Below are 22,603 nucleotides of genomic sequence, written 5' to 3' on the forward strand. Positions count from 1 at the left end.
AGATGATAGGATGAAAGTCGCGGTTGTTTATGACCTTCCAATGAGTGAGGAAGATAAAAGGATGGTGGAAGCCGTTATCAGGGCTCTTTCTAAGAAGCATGATTCTCAACCTCTTCCAATAGACGAAAAATTTATGGAAACAGTGAAAGAATACGACTTTGCTTTCAACCTCTCAACCGGTGGTGGAAAACTTTCCAAACAGGTTCATGCTCCTGCGATTTTAGATAGGCTTGGAGTACCTTTCACCGGCTCATCGGCGATCGTCCACGCAATATGCATTGATAAAAGCATAACAAAACTGATACTGGAAAAATCCGGTATCCCCACCCCAAGGTTCGTCAAGATAGATGACCCGAATAATATTCCTGAAATAGACTTTTACCCAGCCTTTGTTAAACCCTCCTGCGAAGGAAGTGCTCTTGGCATCTCCAGAGATTCCGTTGTAAAAAACCAGAAGGAATTGAAAAAACAGGTTGAGATGATCATGAACAAATTCAATCAACCTGCGATCGTAGAAGAGTTTATAGACGGAAGAGAATTTACCGTTGGAATTATAGGTAATGGTAATGATTTGAAAGTTTTACCCATACTGGAGATCGATTTTTCAAATCTTCCAGAAGGATTGGAACATTTTTATTCCCACAGGGTGAAACATCATTATGGGGAAAAAACGACCTACATTTGTCCTGCAAGGTTGGAAGAAAGCCAGAGAAAGAAGTTAGAAAATTACGCAAAAAGAGCCTTTAAAGCTATAGGTCTCTTTGATTTTGCACGGATCGATGTTAGAATGCGAGTTAACGAATTTTATATAATCGAAGTTAATTCACTACCGCTTCTTGTTCCTGTTTATTCAGACCTGACGAAAATGCTTGCACCTATTGGCTGGAAGTACGAGGATCTTGTTAACGCAATTCTTGAGGCAGCGATTGCACGATACCAGAAGTCTTCTGAAAACTCAAAACTCAATCTCGGATAAGGAAGATTCCACAGATTCAAGGAACGGCCATTGAGAAGCTCCTAACTCATTAACATCTTTCCAGTGTACCTGTGTCTTGATTTCTATTTTCCTGACATCCTTCGAAGCAAGTGAACGCTTTGCGAACTCTATCATCCTGCATTCCATAGCCTGAAGAAGGATCTCGCTGGCGCTTTCAAATTCAATTCGGGAGGGGTCACGAAGATTAACGATTACAGTATCACCATTTTCGAGAAATGACACGGGTATTTGAGAAAGATATGTTGTATTCACGTACTTTCCTTTGAAAAGCGGAAAAAATCCTGGAAAAGCTAAACAGGCTCTTGCCACATCGGCTGAAGAGGCTCCATAGAGTTCAACAGTTTGTCTGGAAAGATCTATTACTTCGGCTTTAACACAGGTGTTCCCACTTAATCCTGTCAGAAATTCGTCGGCTTGCTCCCAGGTGTGGGCAGCTATCGATGTGGTCCAGAGAACACAATATTCTATCTGCTTTTTTCTTGCCGTCTTTTTGTCTATATTCTCACTTTTTTGCCTTCTATTTATCACACGCAGGGTTCCTTCAAATTTCTTAATGAACCCCTGAAGTCTCTGACGGGCTTCTTCTTTACCAAAATTTTCAAAAAGAATCGCATAGAAACCAGCCAGTCCGTTAGCAATTATCTCCAATCTTTGTTTTTTTTCAGACAGAAGTTTTTCTAAAACCGGTATGGTAGCTAACCCTTGAAGACAGAACCCACCGACGTGTATTCTCGTTCGAACATCTCCTCAGGAAGTGTGAGATTAAGGGTATGTTCGTAGCTCTTCTCCATGATCTCAAGACAACGGCTGAAATCGAGACTATCTATATCTTGGACAGGTGGACGAATTATAAAATCTGCTTCTTTCCTTAAAAAAGAAAGAATTCTGTTCTCGCATATAAGATTCATCGCGTTCAACAAAGCGTTTGAAGTTTCGGGGATGGTAATTGGATAGCTTTTTCCAGATAAATCAACCGCAACCACATAATCAGCCCCAAGGTCTCTTGCAATATCTGCCGGTAGATTGTTCAGCGTACCGCCATCAGCCATGATGCTGTTTTCAAGTACGACCGGAGGGAAGATTCCGGGGATTGCCATTGACGCTTGAAGTGCCTGAAAAAGCTTCCCTGAAGAATGAAGGATAATTTTTCCGGCTTTTAGATCGGTAGATACGCAGTGAAACTCAATCTGTAAATCTTCAAAGTGTAGTTTGCCAAGATATTTCCGGAAAACCCTGAAATACAATTTTGATGGTAAAACAGAAGATTTCTTTGTCATGTAGGAACAGCTTATCTTCACAAGAAAACGATTGCGACCATAGGAGACTGAAGAAAAATTAAAAGGAAAAAACTTAGCGGCGCGCTTGTAGATTTTCACCGAATAGTCCCAGAGAAGTTCTGCATCTTTCAGGACAGCATATCCAGCTCCGACGACGGCACCTATACTCACACCAATTATCGCATCAGGAACAAATCCTCTTTCCTCAAGAGCACGAATCACGCCAACGTGCGCGGCACCTCTTGCACCTCCACCACTCAGTACAAGAAATTTACGAGATTTCTTCTCTCCCATTTTTTTCATTTTTCCTTTCCTCTAACCAGATTTCCAGGGTGATTTCGTACAGACGTTCCAAAAATATTTCGGTTACTTGTTATTGCTTTTCTTTCTTCTGAGACACAAGTTGCTCAATTTCTTCAGGGGTTTCATAAGAGAAACGGCCAAACTTGCCATTAGCAAGTTCCCTGAGGAAAGCAAACGCACCACGTTCGAGATTCAATTCTCCTCTGGATTGGAGGAACCTTCTCTTTTCTGTGAAATTTTCAAGAAACTCGAATGGATCATCGGTATTTATGTCAATAAGACCGGATAATACTGCCGTTCCATAACGTTCAGTAAGTAACGTGAAAACATCCCTGAAAGCTTCCAGAATATCAAGTTTTTCCAGCGGAAGGGAACCGACTGCGGCGAGTTTAGTAATTATCGAAGGACTATGGAGCCGCGTGTACAGAATACCCGGGGTATCTAAAACCATAAGTTGCTTACTGACGGTAATCCATTGAACTCCCCGGGTAACACCGGGGGTATTTCCAACAACGAGAGACTTCTTTCCCTTTAATCGGTTTATGAATGTTGACTTTCCAACGTTTGGTATTCCAACTATCATGATTCTTTTTTCAGCGTATCGACTTTTTATGAGAGGAAAGACCTTTTTTGTAAGGAATCTTCTAGCATCCGCACTTTTTAGATTGATTTTAAGAATAGGGACGTTACCTTTTAAAAAGTATTTCTGCCATCTGGAGGTGATGGCCGGGTCGGCGAGGTCTTCTTTATTGAGCACGAGGATTCTTTGTTTATTCCCAAAGAGCTTTTCATATTCATATGCTCTACTTGTATATGGAATGCGTGCATCTACCAATTCAACAATTGCATCGACAATCTTCAGATGTTTCTGAATGTTTTTCTTCGCTTTTTCAATATGACCCGGGTACCACAAAGCATTATACCCCCTGACGGATTATACAGTGGTTTTATCTGTACATGCAAACAGAATATACCACAAATACCAGGATGAAGTGGAAAACGAATTTTATCGAATTTCGATAAACCCGCCAGAAAGGCATTCGTTGACTTGTGAGTTGAAAATCTCTTTCAGGATTTTAATAGCTTTATTACCTGTACAATGGCACGGATAAAGACTTTCAAACTGGAAGGCTTTTAGAGATTCCGCAATCTTATAAAGTTCTTCGTCTGTTTTCTTTATTAGATGAAATCCTCCAACGATCGCTTTTATCTTTTTGTCTTTAGACAAATGCGACATTATGTTTATTATTCCACGATGGGAACACCCGGTGATTATAATTGTGCCTTCTGGAGATTCAAGAGAGAGATATAGCTCTTCTTCAAAAAAATCCCGTTTTAATTTTTTCGATTCATCTTCAACTTTAAATCTCTTTTCTGGTTGTTCAAAACTCACCATAGGTACAGCTGTTAAAAGCTGAATACCATCGAAGATTTCAGAATCCTTTTCTATCGTTTGAAACTTACCGCCCAGCTTTTCGTAATAATCTATGGTGTGTTCGAGACCTATGTACTTCCCTCCGCCGTATTTATGGTTGAAGAATCCATTTCCAATGAAAATCCGCTTGGGACCGGTTTCCCTCAATAATGATTCCAACCCATTTCCATGATCATAGTGTCCGTGACTTATAACCACAGCATCTATGTTTCTAAGATCCAATCCAAGTTTTCTGGCATTTTTGAGAAAGACATCACTTTGACCGGTGTCGAAGATAATTTTTTTGTCTCTGAATTCAATCAAGGCACTGAATCCATGTTCCGATTCAAATCCGGCTTTAGCCTTATCATTTATTAGAATCCATATTTTCAACGTTTTTCACCTTCTTTTGGTGACTTTCAGGAGCTTACAGTTTGATTTTTCTTATTCTTACCAATTGGAAAAGATGATATATAAAATGCACTGATGTTAGCCAAAACAAGGCTGAGAGAAATGACCACAAACATCCATTGATACCCTCTGCTGTCGATTACACTACCGATCAGACTTACAGAGATAGATTGGGAAATAACCACAATTACGCTGTTTATCCCAAATACTTTTCCTTGATCGATTTCAGAAACCATAGTTGAGAGTATAGAGGAATTTAAGGAGTATAAAAAACCTGTTGCTATGCTCAACGCGATGAAGCATGCTATTGCAAACACTGATGTTGCAGAGGCAGTTAAAATGGAGTGATAGAAAAGCGCTATAACCGCTGAAAACGAAGTGATTGTAGTTAACGAAATTATAAACAGCCTTTTTTGCCCGATTATTTTGCTGAACTTTCCGGTAGCGAAAGATACGATACCACTAAAAAAGGTGGAAGCTCCAATCCATGCTGAGGCCGTCCCTATATTCATGCTTGCCTCAGAATTCAAAAAAGAGGTTAAATAAGGGAAAAGCCCTCCAAGGGCGAACCATAACCCAAATTCCATTATGAAATAAGCCAGTAGTCCTGGATATTTTCTGAGAACATTGAAAGAATTGCTGTTCTTTTGTCCTGCTTCAAATTCCGAGAACTTTACAGGGTGCTTTTTGGTGTATATCATCGTGGGGGCTATAGAAATCAACACAACTACTCCCAAAACCAGGAAAGTCAGATTTGGTTTAGAATCATAGATAGCTCTTATAAACAACGATGTGATGAAAGTGGAAAGGCTCATTACTCCTGTCACAAAGCCATAATTTCTATCTTTGCTTTCGATGGTGCTATAGTCACTTACCAGTGCGGAATAAGGAGTTAAAAAACTGTAAGCACTGGCTACAAGGATAACCGCTGATATTCCTTTTAACACCAGCGAGTGTAATGTCAACCCAATTATTCCCAGTGATGCCATCAACGTTATGGCAAAAATAAAAGGCGTTCTCTTCCTGATCCTATCGCTGAGAAAGCCTAGCAATGGGCTTAGAAAAATCGTTGAAAGCATTCCCAGAGAAATAAGCTGTCCGGGTATGGATTGTGAGCCAAATTGCGCGGAAAGATAGGGAATGAGTATCAAATTGAATATCCCAAATATAACACCTACACTGATTATTCCCAGAGAGATTACTATCATTTTTTACCCCCAAGCATTTCTTGAACCATTTTAGCGTATCTTTCTAGATTCAGGTTGTTAATTCGAAGTACCTCTTCGACGACTTCGTTGGGAATATTGTGACCTCTGCTGTAAAGACAGGAAAGAGCTCCAGAAATCGCTGCTATGGTGTCGGTATCTCCACCAATAGAAGCACCAATCCGTATTGAAAGCCACGTATCATCTCTTGCGTAGGCAAAGATTGATACTGCTGCGGGAACCACTTCATTAGATTCCATATTAGTTCCAATAACATCATATATAAAAGACATTACCTCTTCTGGTGAATGGAGATTACTTATTTTATCCAGCGCATATCTTATCCTCTCACCTGTGGATGCTCCCACAAACTCATTGCCCGATATCTCTCTGCCTATTTTTGCACCTTCAAGAATTGACTCGAGTATCTCATCGAAAGAAGCGCCCATAACAGCGGTATGAAAACCAAAACCAAGACTCATGGCTGCTTCTAAAGCTATATTTGTATTATGAGTGGGAATAGAGCACGCGCGTATAGCTTCTTTGAGTTTTTCTTTGTTGCCCTTCTCAACGCTGAGTGCCGGTGCCAGAACCCTCATAGCGGCTCCACATGTCGTTCCACCTGTACCTGCTTTTTCAGGATTTTCACCGTCCTGTATCTTCTTCAGCGCTTTTAGAGAGCTTGGCCCGATATATCCTTTCTCATCTGCATGGGTCTCTTCTATCCAGCGACGAAGTCCTTCGACTGTCCCTTCAACTGTTACCCCTTTCTTTTCATAAAATGTCTCGAGCAGATAAAGCACCTGTTCTGTATCATCTGTTATCTGCCCTTTTTTCAAGTTTTTGTGGATAAGAGAAACTGAAGGGTCGATCAATGTATCGATCAAACCAAATCTATTACGTATCATTTTTAAGGTCATGAATTCAGTGGGCATCCCCATAGCGTCTCCGACTGCAAAGGCTTCAAGAACTTGCTTAAAAATGAGCACTTTATCTTTCCTCTCCTCTCTACCAGGGAATGTCTAAATTTTCAGCGATTTTTCTCAATTCATAATATGTAGGTTCGTCAATCTCCACTCCGCATTCGAGTGATTTCTCGCGTTTTTCATATTCTTTTTCTCCGTGCACATAAATCCTTTCTTTTCCATCCGCTTTTTTAGCGCTTCTCAAACTGTTTATCAACTCCATCGCATGTTCCTTTATTTTCTCAGGATTGCCGAAAATCGCCGGGTCAAGTGCGGCAAAAAAGTGTGTTATTTTACCTTTTCCTTTATAAGTATCGTAACTAAAAGAACCGAGCGACAACCCCGAAGTCAGAAGTTCAACCAGAAGCACCAATCCATAACCTTTATGACCGCTAAATTCTTCCCCTTCTCCACCTAAAGGCAGAAGTCCTCCGCCTTTTCTCTGTTTTAAATTAGAAAGAACTTTTTCTGGATCTGTTGTTGTATGCCCCGTTTCATCTACGGCCCAGCCTTTCGGAATCTTTTTGTTCAACCTGGAATACACTTCCAGTTTTCCCCGGGGCGCAACACTTGTTGCCATATCTATGAGTATCGGATATTTTTCACTTGTTGGAAAAGCAAAAGCTATTGGGTTTGTTCCAAGAAGGGCTTCCCTCGAGAATGTATGAACAACCAGAGGGGCTGTATTGGTGAGTGATATTCCTACTAAACCCATTTTCACAGCCATTTCAGCGTAATATCCAGCTATTCCATAGTGGTTTGAATTTCGGACGGTTGCCATTCCAATTCCGTATTTTTTCGCTTTTTCTATGACCTTTTCCATTGAAAATTTAGCAATGTGTTGTCCTACCCCGTTGTTTCCGTCTATAGCTAAAGTAACAGGAGTTTCAAAGATTATTTCCGGTTCACCATTCGGATCTATAATCCTTTCTTTTATATGATTTACGTATCGTTTTAACCTTGCTACTCCGTGTGACGATATTCCCCTCATATCTGCTTCAACGAGTACTTCGGCAACCACTCTCGCCTTTTCATCGTCGCATCCCATCTTTTTCATCACATCAGCGGTAAAGTTCATTAACTTTTCTCTTTTTACCTTCATTTTTTCCACCCCACTGGCCAACCAGCTTTTTGGCTACCTGAAAGGACTTTAACACATTTTCTGAGCCCTTGCAGTTTTATCGGGTAGTCACATTCACACATTGGATTTCCGTCAAGTACGATGTACACACCTCTCTTAATTCCAGATACCTCGATGGTTTCCCCATCTCCAAAAAGAATTTGCTCGATAAGTACTGGATCTTCCAGTTCGTGTTCTTTAAGGTATGAATCCACAATAACCCTGTTTGAGATAGTCAAAATTCCGACTGATTTGAAAAAAGAAGCCCAGGAAAGTTTTCCTGTGACTGCTTTTCCTATATAGAATTCCGAAAAATTCAAAGGAGATGCTATAATTTGTGCAACTTTTTTTGAGCTGAGAGAAATTCTCCTGCTGTTTTTCAAAACATCCAGTTTTTCTGCTATATCGTCGCAGGGTATTCTCTCAACTTTCCTGCCGGATTCCAGAAAATCTTTTACGCTGAGATTAACCATCTTTCCATTCAACGTTCCCAGAAAAGTATCCCCAAAAACGACATCGATAAATGCATAACCTATGTGCTCGTTCCCTTTCCAGACCTTCAGACAATCCACGAAGTCTATATGTGAAGGCTTTTCTATATTTTCCAATGAAAAGCGGACGAGGGGACCGACATTTGCGGTCCCCCCGGCTATACCCATTATGGGGGTGTTTAATTTTTCATCAATGAGCGTTGCAGCAATGAAATTGGCCGTGCCGTCTCCTCCAACACTTACTATAACGTCTGAACATTTTGAGAGCTCAATCGTTAATTCCCTGATCGCGCTTTTAAAATCGCTTGAAACAATGTCAACTATCTTAACGTCTTCCAGGAAATCTCCACCAAATCTACCCGAACCAGTAACTATCTCATCGAATACTTCTTTTAGCTTCGATATCCTTTTTCTTATATATTCGAATTTACCAGCCGATGTGTTTACTATCACTCCAGCTCTCAAGCATGTCACCCCTGCAAATTCGTTAAAAACTTCAACACGGCCTTCATCTTCTCCTCCGGTTCTTCAAGGAAGTATCTGTAGGATGGTTCTACGGTGAAGAACCCGGAAAATCCCTTTTCCTGCAAAATAGAAACGATTTTCACCCAATCGAGATCTCCTTCGTTCGGCAGAATATGTTTGGCTTCACCTTTATGATCACTTGCATGAATGTGTATCACATCCAGTTTTTTCAGCATCTCCACTGGATCTTGATCGGACTCAACCGCTTCTGTTGTATCAAGCATTGGAAAAATATTCTCATGGTTCACAGCACGAATTACCTGCAGCATCTCTTCAGGTGTACGCCCGCCCTTTGGTGAGTTTTCAAGAGCAATTTTTACACCGTTTTCCTTGGACTTTTCGCATAGATATCTCATATTATCCATTATAGGGGTGTAAAATAATCTTTCCGTGGTTTCATTACCAAAATAGGGCGGATGAATGACAATGACTTCCGTTCCGAGGGTTTCCGCAAGTGTGGTGATATTGTCTATCAGAGTTTTTGCTTCCCTCACCATTCCGGGATAAGGGTTGTAAAACATCGAGAAAAAGACAAGTGGGAAGTGTATGGAGGCAACTTTTATCTTCACTCTGCTCGTTATTTCTTTCGCAAAGCAAGGTTTTGTTTCCTCCATACACTGAGGCATTAATTCTGCATACTGAAATCCCGCTTCTTCTACAATTTTTAAAGAATCAAGACTGTTTCTCGGAAACAAGGCTGCAGTCGAAAAGGACAGGTTCATTTTCATTCGTTTTCTATCTCCTTCTTAAGCTTTTCTGCTGCTTCTTTCATTGCCTCTTCTGGTGTTAATATACCCCTCTCGATCTTGTCGAGGTATTCGTATAATAGATAGTCCATTGTTCCCATCTGTTCAAAATGCCAGTAAGCTTTTCCATATTTCATCTGTTCAAAAGCAACTCTATAATCTGGGTTTTCTTCCATGAATTTTTTAACCTCAGGTACTTCCAAAACAGATTCTCTTATAGGAATATAACCGGTCTTTATACAGAATTCACCGAGATTCTCGGGTGATACGAGCCATTTTATGAGTTTCCACATGGCGTCATCTTCTTCTTTGCTGTGAGGGAACATAACGAGAACAGCTCCACCTATTGGAATAGCCCTTTTAACCTTCTTTGGAAGGAATGCGACTCCAACCTCAAAGGGCAGTTTTCCGCACCATTTTCCTATCCTCGAAGAGCTTCCCATATAAAAACCGAGGGTTCCAGATATAAACTGTTTGTCAGCTAAATTATGCATTCCGACGGGCATTGCCTTTTCATCGATTAATTTCTTCCAGAAAGCAGCGGCTTCTACCCCTTTCGGACCATCGAAGAGAGGGGTCATAGTATCTGCATCTATTATTTCACAATCATTCTGGAACAGCATTGCTTTGAAAAGCCATGGAGTGTCTTTAATATTCAATCCCCATACGTCTGGTTCACCATCGCCGTTCAGGTCCTTTGTTATTTTCTTGGCGTATTCCAGTAATTCCTCCCATGTCTCGGGCGGTCTGTTGGGATCGAGTCCGGCTTCTTCCATAAGTTTCTTGTTGTATATGAGAACCGGGGTACTTATGTTGTATGGTATAGCACATATTCTACCCTTGTACTTTGCATAATCCCAGGCGACATCATAGAAATCACTAATATCAAAATCAGGATCGTACAACATATACTCGAGTATCTTGTAATTCCCATAAGCACCTGTGAATATTGGACCGGCAGGAATTATTCCTCCATTCGGAAGGCTCTTGGTTACCAGTGCCGACATAACCTTTTGAGCAGTTTCTCTGTATTTTCCAGTGTAAACAAGCTTTACCTTTATATCCGGATGAGCCTTATCGAACCTCTCGACAATCTCTTTCAATACCTGCCCTTTTGTTCCGCTCAAAGGATACCAGAACACGATCTCCACAGAAAGCACCGTAATTGTGAAAAGAACCAACAACCCCACTAAAAGAAGCTTTCTCATAACAAAACACCTCCTCCTTTAGAGTTCAAAACTTCAAACCGGTTAACGTTGTGGATTTAACCAGATATCTCTCGGCCAATATATATACAATTAATACAGGAACAATAGCCATCAGTGATGCGGCCATCATCAAGTTATACTGTGTACCGCCTTCTTCTACAAAATATTTGAGACCTATCGGCAGGGTTCTCATTTCAGGAGAATTGGTAACTACAAGTGGCCACAAATAACTTCTCCAGTATGTCAGGAATACAAAAAGGGAAATCGTTCCTATGGGAGCTTTAGAGTTTGGAACAATGACGTTAAAAAGGATTCTGAAGTAGCCACAACCATCTATCTTTGCAGCATCTTCAAGATCTTTGGGAATCGTTACAAAGAATTGTCTGAGGAAAAATATGGAGAACCCACTGTAAAGAAACGGAACAATAAGTCCCTGATAGGTATCAATCCATCCGAGCTTGTACACAATGATAAAAGTGGGTATTAGAGTGACCTGGAACGGCATTATCATTGTCGATAGAAGAAAGATCATTATTGGGATCTTTCCTGGAAAGTGCAACCTTGCCAAAGCATAAGCCGCCAGTATAGCTAAGAAAACCTGACCAAAGGTTATTGCAAAAGTCACTATAATGCTGTTCAGATAATATCTCCCGAAGGGGATCATCTCAAGAACTCTGGAGAAATTTTCAAAGGTCCAGGTTGATGGCAGCCATTTTGGGGGATAGGAGAAAACATCCATATCCGTTTTGAAAGCAGATAAAAACATCCAAACAAAAGGAAAAATCATGAGCATAGCACCGATCAAAAGTATCAAATGTATGTACCATGTCTTCTTCATTCCCATCACCCCGCTCAAGAATACTCAACGGATTTTCTGCCAAGTCTCTTTTGGACTTGTGTCAAAGCAATAACCATGCCAAACAGAATCAACGCCGCTGCAGATGCCCTTCCCATCTTGTAATTTTCAAAAGCTTGCTGGTATATGTAAAACACCATCACACCGGTACTGTACAAAGGACCACCTTTAGGTGTCATTACAGATATCTGTGCGAAGACCTTAAACGAATTAATAATCCCCATAAGTACAACAAAGTAAACGATCGGAGAGAGAAGGGGAAGAGTAATTTTGAAAAAGGTTTGCCTTGAATTGGCACCATCTATGTAAGCAGCCTCTATCAAATGATTTGGTATAGATTGAAGCCCTGCAAGGAATATGATGATATCGTAACCAAGCCCTTTCCAGAGAGAAAACAGGATTACAGACGGCATTGCCCAATTTGGATCATACAACCATTTTATGGGCTTCAAACCTACAAAAGACAAAATTTGGTTGAGCGGACCAAAAGTTGGGTCGAAAAGCCATATCCATATGAGTGCCACCGCAACCATAGGTGTTACCACAGGTGCAAAATAAGATACTCTGTAGAATTTCTTCATTCTGATCTTCTTGTCAAGCAAAACGGCAATAAAAAGTGATATCACAAGATCAAGCGGTATCTTCACACAGGCAAAGTAGAATGTATTCCTTATTGATTTGAGAAACTTTTCATCACTGAAGATATAGATATAGTTTTTCAAACCAACGAACTTTTTAACAGGGCTTACGAAATCCCAGTTGGTGAAACTGACGTAAAATACCACGATCATGGGAATTATCATGAAAATGGTGGCAAGTACCAATGTCGGTGAAAGGCACACATAAGCGGTTATGGTTTCGCGAAGCTTACGCTTTTTCATCATTTTCCCACATCCTCAGTGAGATTTTCATACACTCCTTGTCCATAACTTTTTCAAAAGCCTTGTCGTATTCAGATACTGAGTAACTGTGCGTAACAAGCTTTGAATAAAGCTCATTTTCTATTCCAAGTTCTTCAAGTGCTTCAGCAAAATCGGGCAAGCTATATCCGAAGCTTCCGCTAACGACTATTTCCCTGTAATGTAGATGGAATGGATTTAATGTGAGCCTCTTATCCTTCGGGTAACCACCGAATAGTAGCAAACTCCCGCCATCCTGCATCAAATCCATGTACTGGAAAGGTTCATCTATGGTTGCGGCAATCACTACCATATCGTAGCCTTTTTCTTTAAGAGCATCAGGTTCCATGACATCAAGCCCCATATCTTTCAAAAAAGAAGCCCTCCACTCGAAAGGTTCTAAAATCCTGACAGATGTTCCCCTAACGCTTAAATAAATGGCAAAAAGCGTTCCCATAACTCCTCCACCAACTATCAGAACACGTTCGGGAACACCAAACTTTCTAACCGTACCAATTACGCACGCAAGAGGCTCTGCCAGTACTACCTGTTTTCCCGGTTTCTCTATCTTGAAAAGACCCCTCAAACTATGATTCGCAGGAACTGTTATGTACTGTGCAAAACAGCCGCTCGGAAGATATGTCTTATTCTTACAAAGCTCGGGAAGCCCTTTTCTGCATTTTTCACAGACACCGCATTCACCGTACGGAGCGACCGCAACATAATCACCGACTTCGAGATGTTCTACAAAAGCAGGTTTTTCCACGACAATTCCGTAACATTCGTGCCCCAGTATCGTTGGCGGTTTAAAAAGATGATGCCCTCGCAAAAAGGTTTTAATATCGGTCCCACATATGCCTGTTTCCAAAACCTTGATGACTACACCGTCTTCATTCTTTGGTTCCTCAATATCCCTCAACTCAAGTTTCTTAGGTCCTAAATAGAAGAGTGCCTTCATTCCCCTCTCTCCTCTCTCAGCTTCTCAAGGACAAAATTAGCCGTTATGGAATCTGTTACAAGCACATTAAAATACCCTTTCTTAGAAGCTGTTATTATTCCATCCACTTTCTTTTCTCCACCGCACAAACATATTCTCAGAGGCACTTTTAGAAGATCATCTATATTTATGCCGAGGATAAGCTTATTCAGTGAAGACTTGCAGATTTCGCCATTTTTATTGAAAAATCTGGCTAAGATATCACCAACAGCCTTCTCCCTTATGAGATCTATTATCATTGAACTATCGATTTCGGACTTTATAATCTCAGAATCATGAATGGGCTTTCCAAGACCGAAGATAGCAACATCCAATCTTTTCCACATTTCCAGAACGTTTAAAACCTGTTTTTCTTTAAGAAATAACTCAAATGTATTCTTATCCGCAAAAAACGCCGGAGCATTGAGGTACATAACCTGAGCTTTGAAGATCTCCGCAGCTTTTTCAACAAGGGAATTAACCTGATAATACTTAACTGACTGTCCTGTTCCCCCAATAAGAGGAATGAACAAACTTGAAAAATGGGAATCTGTGCTGTTTAAGGATTGCACAGTCCTAAACATAGTTCTTCCCCAACCCCAGCCTACAATCTGACCGTTCTTCAACGTTCTGGATATAAACTCAGCACCGGCTTTTGCAACCCTTTTTAGAATGTCTTCCTCATTCCTCTCAATTGTCTCTGTTACTATCACATCCATTAGATTCAAGCGCTCTTTCAGGGATTTCGAGAGAAACTCCTTACTCTCAACGTCAGGCGCTTTCAACTTTATCTCAACCATCCCAACATCCCGTGCATAAGTTAAAAGCCTCGATACTTTTGGCCGGGATATACCAAGGCGATTGGCAATCTGTTGCTGGGTTAGACCATCAAGGTAATAAAGCCGCGAAACACGATACGCAAGTTCGTTTAAATCCATTCCGCTAAACTCCTTTGTCTCGCATCATTTTCTAATTACACTTTTAACCATGTACGATCTTTGAGAGCTCTTTTACGTATTTCATGGGATCCTCTGCCTGAAAGACATTTCGACCAAAGGCAACTCCCTTTGCTCCGAGCTGGATTGCTTCGCTTGCCATAACGAACGCATCCTTATCCTTTGGCCCGCCGGCGATTACCACCGGTATTGCGACCGAATCAACGATGGTGCGGAAAGAGTCATTTCCAGTGTAGTAGACTTTCAGTACATCAGCACCGAGTTCATATGCAGCCCTTGCACCGGTTGAAATATACGTTGGATCTGTAAAATGCTCAAGATCCTGCGGCAGCATTTCAACAATCAATGGCAGACCACACTTATCACAGGCTTCAGCAACATGCCCGATCAGTTCAAGAGATTTGCTTTCGCCAGGTCCACAGATAAAGCCCATAACGATAACCGCATCTGCACCTATCGAAAGGGCGTGTTCGACAGATGTTGTGAGTCGGTGATAATCGAAAGAAGGGCTGTAATTTGTCGATGCACCGGTGATCCTTACTATAACAGAAGTTTTGCCCGCGAGAAGATCATAATGTTTTGCAACAATTCCCGGATTCAATATCAAAGCATCAGGACCACCTGCAACAATCTTTCTTAAGGTTTCCGGCATGTTTGAAATGCCAGGTAATGGCCCCTGAAACTGCCCATGATCGAGCGCTACGATAACCGTTTTACCATCGTCCTTAAAAATTCTATTCAACCTCAATGCTTTTCCTGACATCTGCATCTCCTCCTGCACATTTGTGCTGAACATTCGTTCACATGTTAACCTTATAATATTTCATTTTGCTTTCAAAATGGTAAATACTCGTGAAGTAAAGCTGCAAATTTATATTATAAGCGTAAAACAATCGCATTCGTGAAAGAGAAAAAGAGTTATGAATAGTGACTTGTATTGGGTAACTGATAAAAAAACATTTTAGCCATTTTACTGGATATAGACGACAAAAAAACACCGGGGATATCCCCGGTGTTTTTTTGTTTTTCTTCAATCGCTTAATACTGAAAGTATGTCTGACTCAAAATATCTACTTTTATCTCTTCTAGCTTTTTCTCTATCTCTTTGTAATGAATTCTTCTTTCCTTGCTCATTGTGCGCTCCCCCTTTCAGTATTTCTGATTTCAGAACAAGAGAGGTTCAGCGTACAGTCTCTGCAATATTTCGAGTTTGCTTTTTTCAGCTATTCTCTTTTTCATCCTGCTCCCTCTTTTATAAAGGTCTTTATCTTTTACATCAATAATATACCGTTTAAATTTATAAATGTCAAGAGTGATATTAAAAATGTTATAGTTAATCTCAAAATAATTTCGATAAAAGGCGAGAGATACAGGGGGCAATTCGCCCAAACCAGCTTAGATAGCTGCATATTTCTGGTTTTATAATATAGAATAGAAAATTTGCTCTTTACTAAATAAATTTGAGTTTTTTATAAATAATCAACAAGTGTCTTTGGATATATTGTATGAATCCTATAGATGATGGTATTATACTAAAAAAAAATACGACTTCATATCTTCCGGGTATCATAAGGAGGTTCGCTATGAAAAATTTAATTCCGCTGTTAATAATCATGTTCCTTTTATCCGGGTGTTCGCTTTTGCAAATCACATGCCCAATGGAGGAAACCATTGCCAACGAGGTTGAGGTCAGACCTCCCGTTTTGAAATATTCTCTCGTAAGCTCTCTAGAAGAAATCTATCTGGCCAATGTACTCGTACCAGATAAATGGAGTGAGTACTATGAAGATGCCGACAGATCCGCTCAGGAGCACTACCAGTGGTTGAAAGACACATACGCAGCGATGGATGAAGACATGAAAGACTCTCTGGTGGAAATTTTCGAGAATGTTAGTGACTGGAAACTGATGGATCTGAGTACAAAACTATCAGATAGTTGCACGTTGGATGATATCCTGACGCTTTACAATTCAGCTATCTTCGAGCTTCCATATTCCGTGAGGCAGAATCTGAAAAAGCTTCTTCCATATTACTATGAAAATTTCTTTCGGGATTATTTTGAAAGACACGTACAAGAATTTGAGGAGTTAGCAGAAGCATTGACTCTTGAAGCCCAAAATTATGAAAACCCTTACGAGTTCATTGAAAGAATGAGCGGGATTGAGCTTGGCGATTATGCCTGTTTGTTCTATTTTACTTTCAAAAAGGTTGGAGCCTATGGATTCAGTTACGGCAACTTAAAAATCTCCACCCTTCAACGAAACGTCACAACTATCGAAAAACTTTATTTCACACCCCTGCATGAGTATTCTCACGCTTTTTTCCGGACTTTTACCAATTCAGATGAATTCGAAGATCTTGCGGAAAAGTTGAAAAATGATACCGGTTTCTATGATTTCTGGCGCGAAAACCGCAATTTAACCCGCTCCTACCCCTGGAGAAGCTTTTGCGAAGAAAATCTCGTAGAGGGATTCGCGAAGTTCCTGAGGGAAAAACTCTATGAAGAAGAAACTCACGTGGAAATTTACTACTACGATCTTGACTTCTACCTTTATCTTAAAGAGATTGATTATAATCCTGGAACAATGACACTTAAAGATGTCTCCCTGGATTTTTATAGACAAAAATTAAGTGAATGAGAAATTAGTTATCACAGAAAGTCTTTTGCTGATACTATGGCCGCCTTTACATAATCCTCCAGGCGGCCTTTCTTAATCTGTTCATTATGGCAAGTCCTACACCAGTCTCCGGAAATGCTTCGCTTACTATCCGTTCGAATTCTTCACCTGGTTCACGAAGTGCATAAAATAGATTCGCCGCAACCTCGTATAGATTATCCCTAGAACCTAAAACCCTTCTCTTGATCTCTCCCGGATAAAGGTGTTCTGTTTCTCTGGAACAGAGTATGATTGAGTTTTTTTCAAAAGCGAAGGTTATGATCTCCTTATAACGTTCCCGAGGATCACCTTCAACAAGTATCAACTCTATCTTCGGAGAATAATGTCTATATTTCATCCCGGGTGCAAGAGCCGGTCCTGAGTACTTTTCTTCCGCTTTCACGAATTCTGGAACCTCCAGATCCGGGAAAAGCGTTTTAAGCCTCTCGACAGAAATAGGCCCCGGTCTCAAAAGTGTTGGTTTTCCCCTGCTTAGATCTACGATGGTGGATTCTAAACCAAAAAGTGTCTTTCCTGCTAAAAGCATACATGCAATTCTTCCATCCATATCCTCAATCACGTGAAATTCATCGGTAGGGCTTGGTCTGCCGGAAAGATTTGCGCTCGGTGCTGCTATGGGCAATCCTGCAATCTCTATGAGTTTTTGGGCCACAGGATGGCTGGGAAATCTTATTCCTACATTGGGCAACCCTGCAGTAACGATATCAGGAATTCTCCTGGATTTTCTGAAGATTATGGTTACAGGCCCCGGCCAGAGAAGTTCTACAAGCCACTTGTAATCATTCAAGTCATCTAAAACGAGTTCTTGAGCCATTTCAATTGATGAGACATGTACTATCAAAGGATTATCCTGTGGTCTCCCCTTTGCCTCAAAGATCTTGCTAGCCGCTTTGGCATCCAGAGCATTCGCCCCAAGACCGTAAACCGTTTCTGTTGGAAAAGCAACGAGTTCTCCCTTCTGCAAATACCTGGCGGCTCTTAAAATAATACCTTTGTCCGGCTTGTTCGTATCAACGAACAGTTTTTCCGTTTTCAAAACCGCTCACTCTCCTCCATTCTCTCCATGGCAATGAGTGCCGCTCCGTAAGCACCGACGATGTCAGGGACATCTGGTATCAGGAGTGAGGTTCCGAGCATTTCTTCCAGTGTCCGTACCATCCCTTTGTTTCTGGCAACGCCTCCTGTGAAAACCGTTGGCGGTTCACATTTCAAACGCCTGTACATCGCTTTTATCCTTTTTCCAATAGACTCAAAAAGCCCCGCGGATATATCTTCAACGGATTCCCCTTTTCCTAAAAGCGAAATAACCTCGGATTCCGCGAAAACAGTGCACATACTGCTTATAGGAACTATTTTCTTCGAGTTGAATGCCGCTTCGCTCATTTTACCCAGATCCAATTGAAGAACATTCGACATAACCTCGAGAAATCTTCCCGTTCCAGCTGCACATTTATCATTCATGACGAAATCAACCACTTTGCCACTAGCATCCAGCCTTATGACCTTACTGTCCTGTCCGCCCATGTCTATAACGCTTCTCGCCTGGGGGAAGAATCTGTGCGCTCCTTTTGCATGGCAGGTTATCTCCGTTACGGCATCATTGGCAAAGTCGATTATATTCCTCCCGTATCCTGTGGCTATACAATAGGAAATATCATTCATATTGAATTCCAGTTCCCTCATTAAATCCTCGAGGAGTTCTGTCGCTTTTTTTGAAATATCCCTTCCTGTCTTTTCGCTTCTCCAGCCTATTATATTACCCATCTGATCAACAACAACTATGTTGGTTGTTGTTGAACCCGAATCAACCCCAACAAAGAGTTTTCCTTCGCCCCTTCGAACGTGGGTCATTTTCTCCTTTTTGAGTGTTTCTATGAAAGCTCCAAGCCTTGTAAGCAGCTGTCCACCCGAATAGAGAGGATAATCAACCTCCACAAATATAGAGGGCTTTGAAATCTTCACATTTCTGTATACGAAACCGTAAAAATCGCAGAATTTAGGAGAACCAAAAATGACGCCATCGATTTCGAACTCCATCAGGAGCTCTTCATAATCTTTTCTAGCAGCAACCTCAAAACGCCCGCATGGAATTCTCGACTGTAAAAGCCTTTTCGATATTGCATTTAATGGATTCTCACGAGTGCTGTAATCACCGGTAAAACCGCGGATTCCCCCACAACTTTCGTTAAGTACCATCTTCCCACCAGCTTTTCTAATTAGCTCACCAATTTGGACCGATTCAGCAATCCCGCCAAAATAGGCTATTCTCGGCAAAAAGTTAGAGTCTCTTTCGCTTTCTGGTGTATAGATCTTCCCACTTCCGGCAGCTTTCAAAGCCGCTGAAAGTTCTTCAGCGGAATAACCCTCCCTGTGAACCTTCCAGAGATGTTTTCTTAGCTTGATAAATCTCTCCATTCCCTTTATAAGCTCATCGGTGGTTATTGGTTTGCCTCTCAATTCGGAGAGAAATTCTGTTAACCTCTTCAATTCACCAGCATAGAATTCAACAGCGCTATCATCGTTTCTCCATGGGAGCCTGAGTGTGAAGACCTTTGCTTGAGAATTTTTCATCAAGACATCCGCTGTTCGTCTCATTCCATCGCACGAGTCCACAGCAATATAAACATCATCTTTCTTCAGGTTCTTCACACCTTCATATACGGATTTGCAATAACCGCAGAGATTGCGGTGTATCAACGGATCCTCTCCGGATTCTCTGACCTCCAGCTTCTGGAAAGGTAACCCTGAAGCAATCAGAATTTCAACCGGTACGTAAGTACATGCGTAATATATCATCTTCCTATACCCCCAACATCTCAAAGAAAGCTTTTACCCTTGTACTAAATTGTCCGGCACTTTCTGCCGTATGATCCACACAGTCTCCATCCAGGGACAGGAAGGGTATCTCTTTCTCGATGAACTGCTTCTTAAGATACCCAACCGCTCCACTTGATTGGCGGCATCCCCAATGAGAAAAATGAACCACAGCATCTACTTTCAATTCCTCGCTAAGCTTTATGAGAAAATTCCCTCTTTCTTCTACCGTCCCATTTTCTATGTTGAATACCAGTTTTTCAGCGAGACTCCTTATGGGATCCTTTGGATTCAAAGGATACACCCAGTCCCACCAGAGTTCTGAACTAACAACTGATACCTTACCATAAGGTGAAAACAGCTCGAAAAGTTCGTTGTCGTAGTAAGGCGGTATATGAAGCCAGAGAACTCTCTTCTCAGGATCCTGCCATTCTCTATCAAAATCTGAAAGGAATCTATTTGAAGCTTCCAGCAACCTTTCATCACCTACCAAAGTGTGGAGAACGTAAAGCGTGTTCATATGTTCATACACCTCGAAGGGAATAACCTTTTCAGCGAGCTTTTTTCTCGCTTGAAGAAGATTCTTCCTTGTTTCTTCTTCTATTTCGAGGATTTCTGAGAGCCTGTTCATATTGTAAGTTTGTCCTGTGATCTCTTCCACGAAGGTTATGAGCTCACGAAGTTGTTTCTCAACATAGGGAACGTATTCCCTTTTTCGACCGCGCGGGACATCTATCATGAAAAAGGGGACCCCGTAAGCCTTTGCTATCGAATGAAACGTTCCTGCATTTCCGTCGCATAAAACCGATGTGGTCATTGTAAACAACGGCTTTGGAAAACTTTTCCAAATTGCTGTTCCCAACGAGCACCGATGAAACGTGCAAAGAGAGGGCGTTACTCCTTCGCTCATGCTCAACTCTATTGCGTACCCCTCGAGGTGCATGGCTGACATCGTTCCGGCTATGCCCTCAGCTGAAACGGGGTTCAAACCTGCAGCTATCAGTATTTCAGAAGGCGCGAGAAGATTCACCCAGACGCTGTTGTTTCCTCTTACCGCCTGATATACCTCATAAACGGCAAGGTGATTTATACTGGCAACAAAAGAAGGTTTCTTCTTATCCGGAAAATTTTTTCTTTTGAAGAGTTCGAAACTTAATCCCATACTCAGATACCTTCTGAATTTTTCGGGCTGATCTAGGTAATTGCTTAAGAACTTTCCGAACAATCTACTCGATTTTGACATAAGCACCTCCCGAGTTCGGTAATACCCGCACTTTCGATATCTTCAGGAAAGTCTGCATTAATACTCTATATATTAAAATCATACACGATATCATCTGCCTGAAGTTAGAAATTACGTGCAACTATATGAAGCATTATACACGAGCTTTGTATGTACAATTCGCAGATAATTATGATATACATGTATGGGAAAATCAACCTGTACCTGTTAACCTATATCTACAACGTAGATCACCTTAAAAAACCACAAACCAGGGTAAGCATCAAACTCACGTGGTTTATCCATGTGTACCGAATACTCATTCAGAAGGGAGGAAATCGGTATTCCTTGTGCAATTTAGTGAGAAGAGGAATATCGTTGTTCTTTGTGAAGGGAATAATAAAGAAGGGCACAACTATCCTCATGATAGCGGTTTTCGCATTGGCTTTTTATGCGTTTGTTATCGAACCAGAAATATTGAAAGTGAGGAAATTTAAGATATCTGATGATAAGGGGTTGAAAGTCCTCTTCTTTTCGGACCTCCATATGAGGCACTACACAAATTTCCACGCCCAACTGATAAACCAAATAAAAGAACTTAAACCGAATTATATACTTTTTGGTGGTGATGCCGTCAAGTCGGGAGTTAATTTTTCCGATCTCCAGAGATTCTTTACAGAGCTTTCGAAAATAGCCCCATGTTATGCTGTTTTCGGCAACTGGGACTATGATATCGGCAGCAAATTAAAAGAGGTGTACAAAAATAGCGGGGTAATTCTCCTGGATGGAAAAGAAGCAGTCCTTTCCGGCAAAAACGGTAGCCTAACCCTCGTTGGCATGCCTTTGAACAGGCGTTACACTTTTACAGGTAATAAACACCCTCTGGTATTCGGTCATTATCCCCATACTATCTTTCGGTATACCGGGATCGAACCGGTACTTTACCTTTCCGGCCACACACACGGTGGTCAGGTTTATATCCCATATATCTCAAATCTTCTGCTTAAAAATAAATATCCAATCCTAAAAGGTATGGGTAACTTCGGTAAGCATAGGGTTCTTGTATCTGCGGGAGTCGGTTCATGGCTACATTTCAGGCTTTTCGTTCCTCCAGAGATCGTGTTAATACAGTTTTGAAACGGTTGACAGTGTTTTTTGGCAATGCTATAATAATTTTTGATATACCCATATGGGGTATAAGGAGGTGACACGATCATGCATCTGAAGGTTACGGTTTATTCCACTCCGTCCTGCCCGTGGTGCAGAAAAGCAAAACAGTATTTCAAGTCTCTTGGCATTCCTTTCAAGGATATAGACGTAAGCAAGAACCAAAAGAAAGCCGAAGAAATGTATAGAAAAAGCGGGCAGATGGGTGTTCCCGTAATAACGATAGGCAACCAGGTAATCGTTGGTTTCGATAAGGCAAAAATCGACAAAATTTTAGGTATTTAACAGAACCTATCAATGAAGTAAGGCGGTTTTTTTAGACCGCCTTTTTTGTGCTATACTTTTTGTGTAGAACGTTCAAGGGGGGGTATAG

The 22,603-nt window shown here is 41.1% G+C and carries 22 protein-coding genes; 4 read left to right on the top strand and 18 right to left on the bottom strand.

The genetic code is table 11. The annotated features are described in order from the left end of the window. The first annotated feature begins 10 nt into the window (after positions 1-10). On the top strand, positions 11-976 hold the full coding sequence (locus KOLE_RS04675) for a D-alanine--D-alanine ligase family protein (RefSeq protein WP_015868297.1): 966 nt from the start codon (positions 11-13) through the stop codon (positions 974-976). Here KOLE_RS04675 and KOLE_RS04680 read toward each other — a convergent pair. From KOLE_RS04680 to KOLE_RS04750, 15 genes are all read right to left on the bottom strand, one after another. Then, the gene (locus KOLE_RS04680) at positions 956-1,645 is read right to left on the bottom strand and encodes a hypothetical protein (protein ID WP_015868298.1); all 690 of its coding nucleotides are present in this window, start codon (positions 1,643-1,645) and stop codon (positions 956-958) included. The two genes, KOLE_RS04675 and KOLE_RS04680, sit on opposite strands and share 21 nt — an antisense overlap. A 47-nt stretch (positions 1,646-1,692) precedes the next feature. Then, positions 1,693-2,577, bottom strand: a complete 885-nt coding sequence (locus KOLE_RS04685) for a patatin-like phospholipase family protein (RefSeq protein ID WP_015868299.1) — start codon at positions 2,575-2,577, stop codon at positions 1,693-1,695. Between the two features lie 70 nt (positions 2,578-2,647). After that, positions 2,648-3,490 (bottom strand): ribosome biogenesis GTPase YlqF, encoded by an 843-nt coding sequence (gene ylqF, locus KOLE_RS04690; RefSeq protein ID WP_015868300.1) that lies wholly within the window; start codon positions 3,488-3,490, stop codon positions 2,648-2,650. 93 nt (positions 3,491-3,583) lie between these two features. Then, positions 3,584-4,384 (bottom strand): MBL fold metallo-hydrolase, encoded by an 801-nt coding sequence (locus KOLE_RS04695; RefSeq protein ID WP_015868301.1) that lies wholly within the window; start codon positions 4,382-4,384, stop codon positions 3,584-3,586. A gap of 26 nt (positions 4,385-4,410) precedes the next feature. Further along, positions 4,411-5,610, bottom strand: coding sequence for an MFS transporter (locus KOLE_RS04700; RefSeq protein WP_015868302.1), 1,200 nt, complete (start codon positions 5,608-5,610; stop codon positions 4,411-4,413). Further along, a complete protein-coding gene (locus KOLE_RS04705) occupies positions 5,607-6,596 on the bottom strand; it encodes an ADP-ribosylglycohydrolase family protein (RefSeq protein ID WP_015868303.1) in 990 nt (329 codons plus the stop codon). Before KOLE_RS04705 ends, KOLE_RS04700 begins: the two co-directional genes overlap by 4 nt. 19 nt (positions 6,597-6,615) lie before the next feature. Further along, positions 6,616-7,674 carry an Ldh family oxidoreductase gene (locus tag KOLE_RS04710; RefSeq protein WP_015868304.1) on the bottom strand — a complete coding sequence of 353 codons (1,059 nt, stop codon included), beginning with the start codon at positions 7,672-7,674 and terminating at the stop codon, positions 6,616-6,618. Beyond that, positions 7,671-8,648, bottom strand: coding sequence for a diacylglycerol kinase family protein (locus KOLE_RS04715; RefSeq protein ID WP_041288654.1), 978 nt, complete (start codon positions 8,646-8,648; stop codon positions 7,671-7,673). Before KOLE_RS04715 ends, KOLE_RS04710 begins: the two co-directional genes overlap by 4 nt. A gap of 5 nt (positions 8,649-8,653) precedes the next feature. Continuing rightward, a complete protein-coding gene (locus KOLE_RS04720; protein WP_015868306.1) occupies positions 8,654-9,436 on the bottom strand; it encodes a sugar phosphate isomerase/epimerase family protein in 783 nt (260 codons plus the stop codon). Further along, entirely contained in the window at positions 9,433-10,662 is a 1,230-nt protein-coding gene (locus tag KOLE_RS04725) for an ABC transporter substrate-binding protein (protein WP_015868307.1), read from the bottom strand. Before KOLE_RS04725 ends, KOLE_RS04720 begins: the two co-directional genes overlap by 4 nt. Before the next feature lie 25 nt (positions 10,663-10,687). Further along, positions 10,688-11,500 (bottom strand): carbohydrate ABC transporter permease, encoded by an 813-nt coding sequence (locus KOLE_RS04730; protein WP_041288655.1) that lies wholly within the window; start codon positions 11,498-11,500, stop codon positions 10,688-10,690. A 14-nt stretch (positions 11,501-11,514) separates the two neighbouring features. Next, positions 11,515-12,402 (bottom strand): carbohydrate ABC transporter permease, encoded by an 888-nt coding sequence (locus KOLE_RS04735; RefSeq protein WP_015868309.1) that lies wholly within the window; start codon positions 12,400-12,402, stop codon positions 11,515-11,517. Then, positions 12,386-13,375 (bottom strand): arabinose dehydrogenase, encoded by a 990-nt coding sequence (locus KOLE_RS04740; protein ID WP_015868310.1) that lies wholly within the window; start codon positions 13,373-13,375, stop codon positions 12,386-12,388. The genes KOLE_RS04735 and KOLE_RS04740 overlap by 17 nt, the downstream gene beginning before the upstream one ends. After that, on the bottom strand, positions 13,372-14,331 hold the full coding sequence (locus tag KOLE_RS04745; protein ID WP_015868311.1) for a sugar-binding transcriptional regulator: 960 nt from the start codon (positions 14,329-14,331) through the stop codon (positions 13,372-13,374). The genes KOLE_RS04740 and KOLE_RS04745 overlap by 4 nt, the downstream gene beginning before the upstream one ends. 43 nt (positions 14,332-14,374) lie before the next feature. Further along, on the bottom strand, positions 14,375-15,112 hold the full coding sequence (locus KOLE_RS04750; RefSeq protein WP_015868312.1) for a class I fructose-bisphosphate aldolase: 738 nt from the start codon (positions 15,110-15,112) through the stop codon (positions 14,375-14,377). 820 nt (positions 15,113-15,932) lie between these two features. Here KOLE_RS04750 and KOLE_RS04760 point away from each other — a divergent pair. Further along, positions 15,933-16,988, top strand: coding sequence for a hypothetical protein (locus tag KOLE_RS04760; RefSeq protein WP_015868314.1), 1,056 nt, complete (start codon positions 15,933-15,935; stop codon positions 16,986-16,988). 46 nt (positions 16,989-17,034) lie between these two features. On the opposite strand, the gene KOLE_RS04765 is transcribed toward KOLE_RS04760, so the two are convergent. From KOLE_RS04765 to KOLE_RS04775, 3 genes are read right to left on the bottom strand one after another with little or no spacing between them, the layout of a single operon-like run. Continuing rightward, on the bottom strand, positions 17,035-18,063 hold the full coding sequence (locus KOLE_RS04765) for an L-threonylcarbamoyladenylate synthase (RefSeq protein ID WP_015868315.1): 1,029 nt from the start codon (positions 18,061-18,063) through the stop codon (positions 17,035-17,037). Continuing rightward, the gene (locus KOLE_RS04770; protein WP_015868316.1) at positions 18,060-19,823 is read right to left on the bottom strand and encodes an acyl-CoA dehydratase activase; all 1,764 of its coding nucleotides are present in this window, start codon (positions 19,821-19,823) and stop codon (positions 18,060-18,062) included. The genes KOLE_RS04765 and KOLE_RS04770 overlap by 4 nt, the downstream gene beginning before the upstream one ends. Positions 19,824-19,827: 4 nt before the next feature. Next, positions 19,828-21,084 (bottom strand): 2-hydroxyacyl-CoA dehydratase subunit D, encoded by a 1,257-nt coding sequence (locus tag KOLE_RS04775; RefSeq protein WP_015868317.1) that lies wholly within the window; start codon positions 21,082-21,084, stop codon positions 19,828-19,830. Positions 21,085-21,450: 366 nt separating this feature from the next. Between KOLE_RS04775 and KOLE_RS04780 the strand changes: the two genes are divergently transcribed. After that, on the top strand, positions 21,451-22,200 hold the full coding sequence (locus tag KOLE_RS04780) for a metallophosphoesterase (protein ID WP_237697553.1): 750 nt from the start codon (positions 21,451-21,453) through the stop codon (positions 22,198-22,200). A 78-nt stretch (positions 22,201-22,278) separates the two neighbouring features. Beyond that, the gene (locus KOLE_RS04785) at positions 22,279-22,515 is read left to right on the top strand and encodes a glutaredoxin family protein (protein WP_015868319.1); all 237 of its coding nucleotides are present in this window, start codon (positions 22,279-22,281) and stop codon (positions 22,513-22,515) included. Positions 22,516-22,603 lie beyond the last annotated feature (88 nt).

The sequence above is a fragment of the Kosmotoga olearia TBF 19.5.1 genome, assembly GCF_000023325.1.
GTDB lineage: Bacteria > Thermotogota > Thermotogae > Petrotogales > Kosmotogaceae > Kosmotoga > Kosmotoga olearia.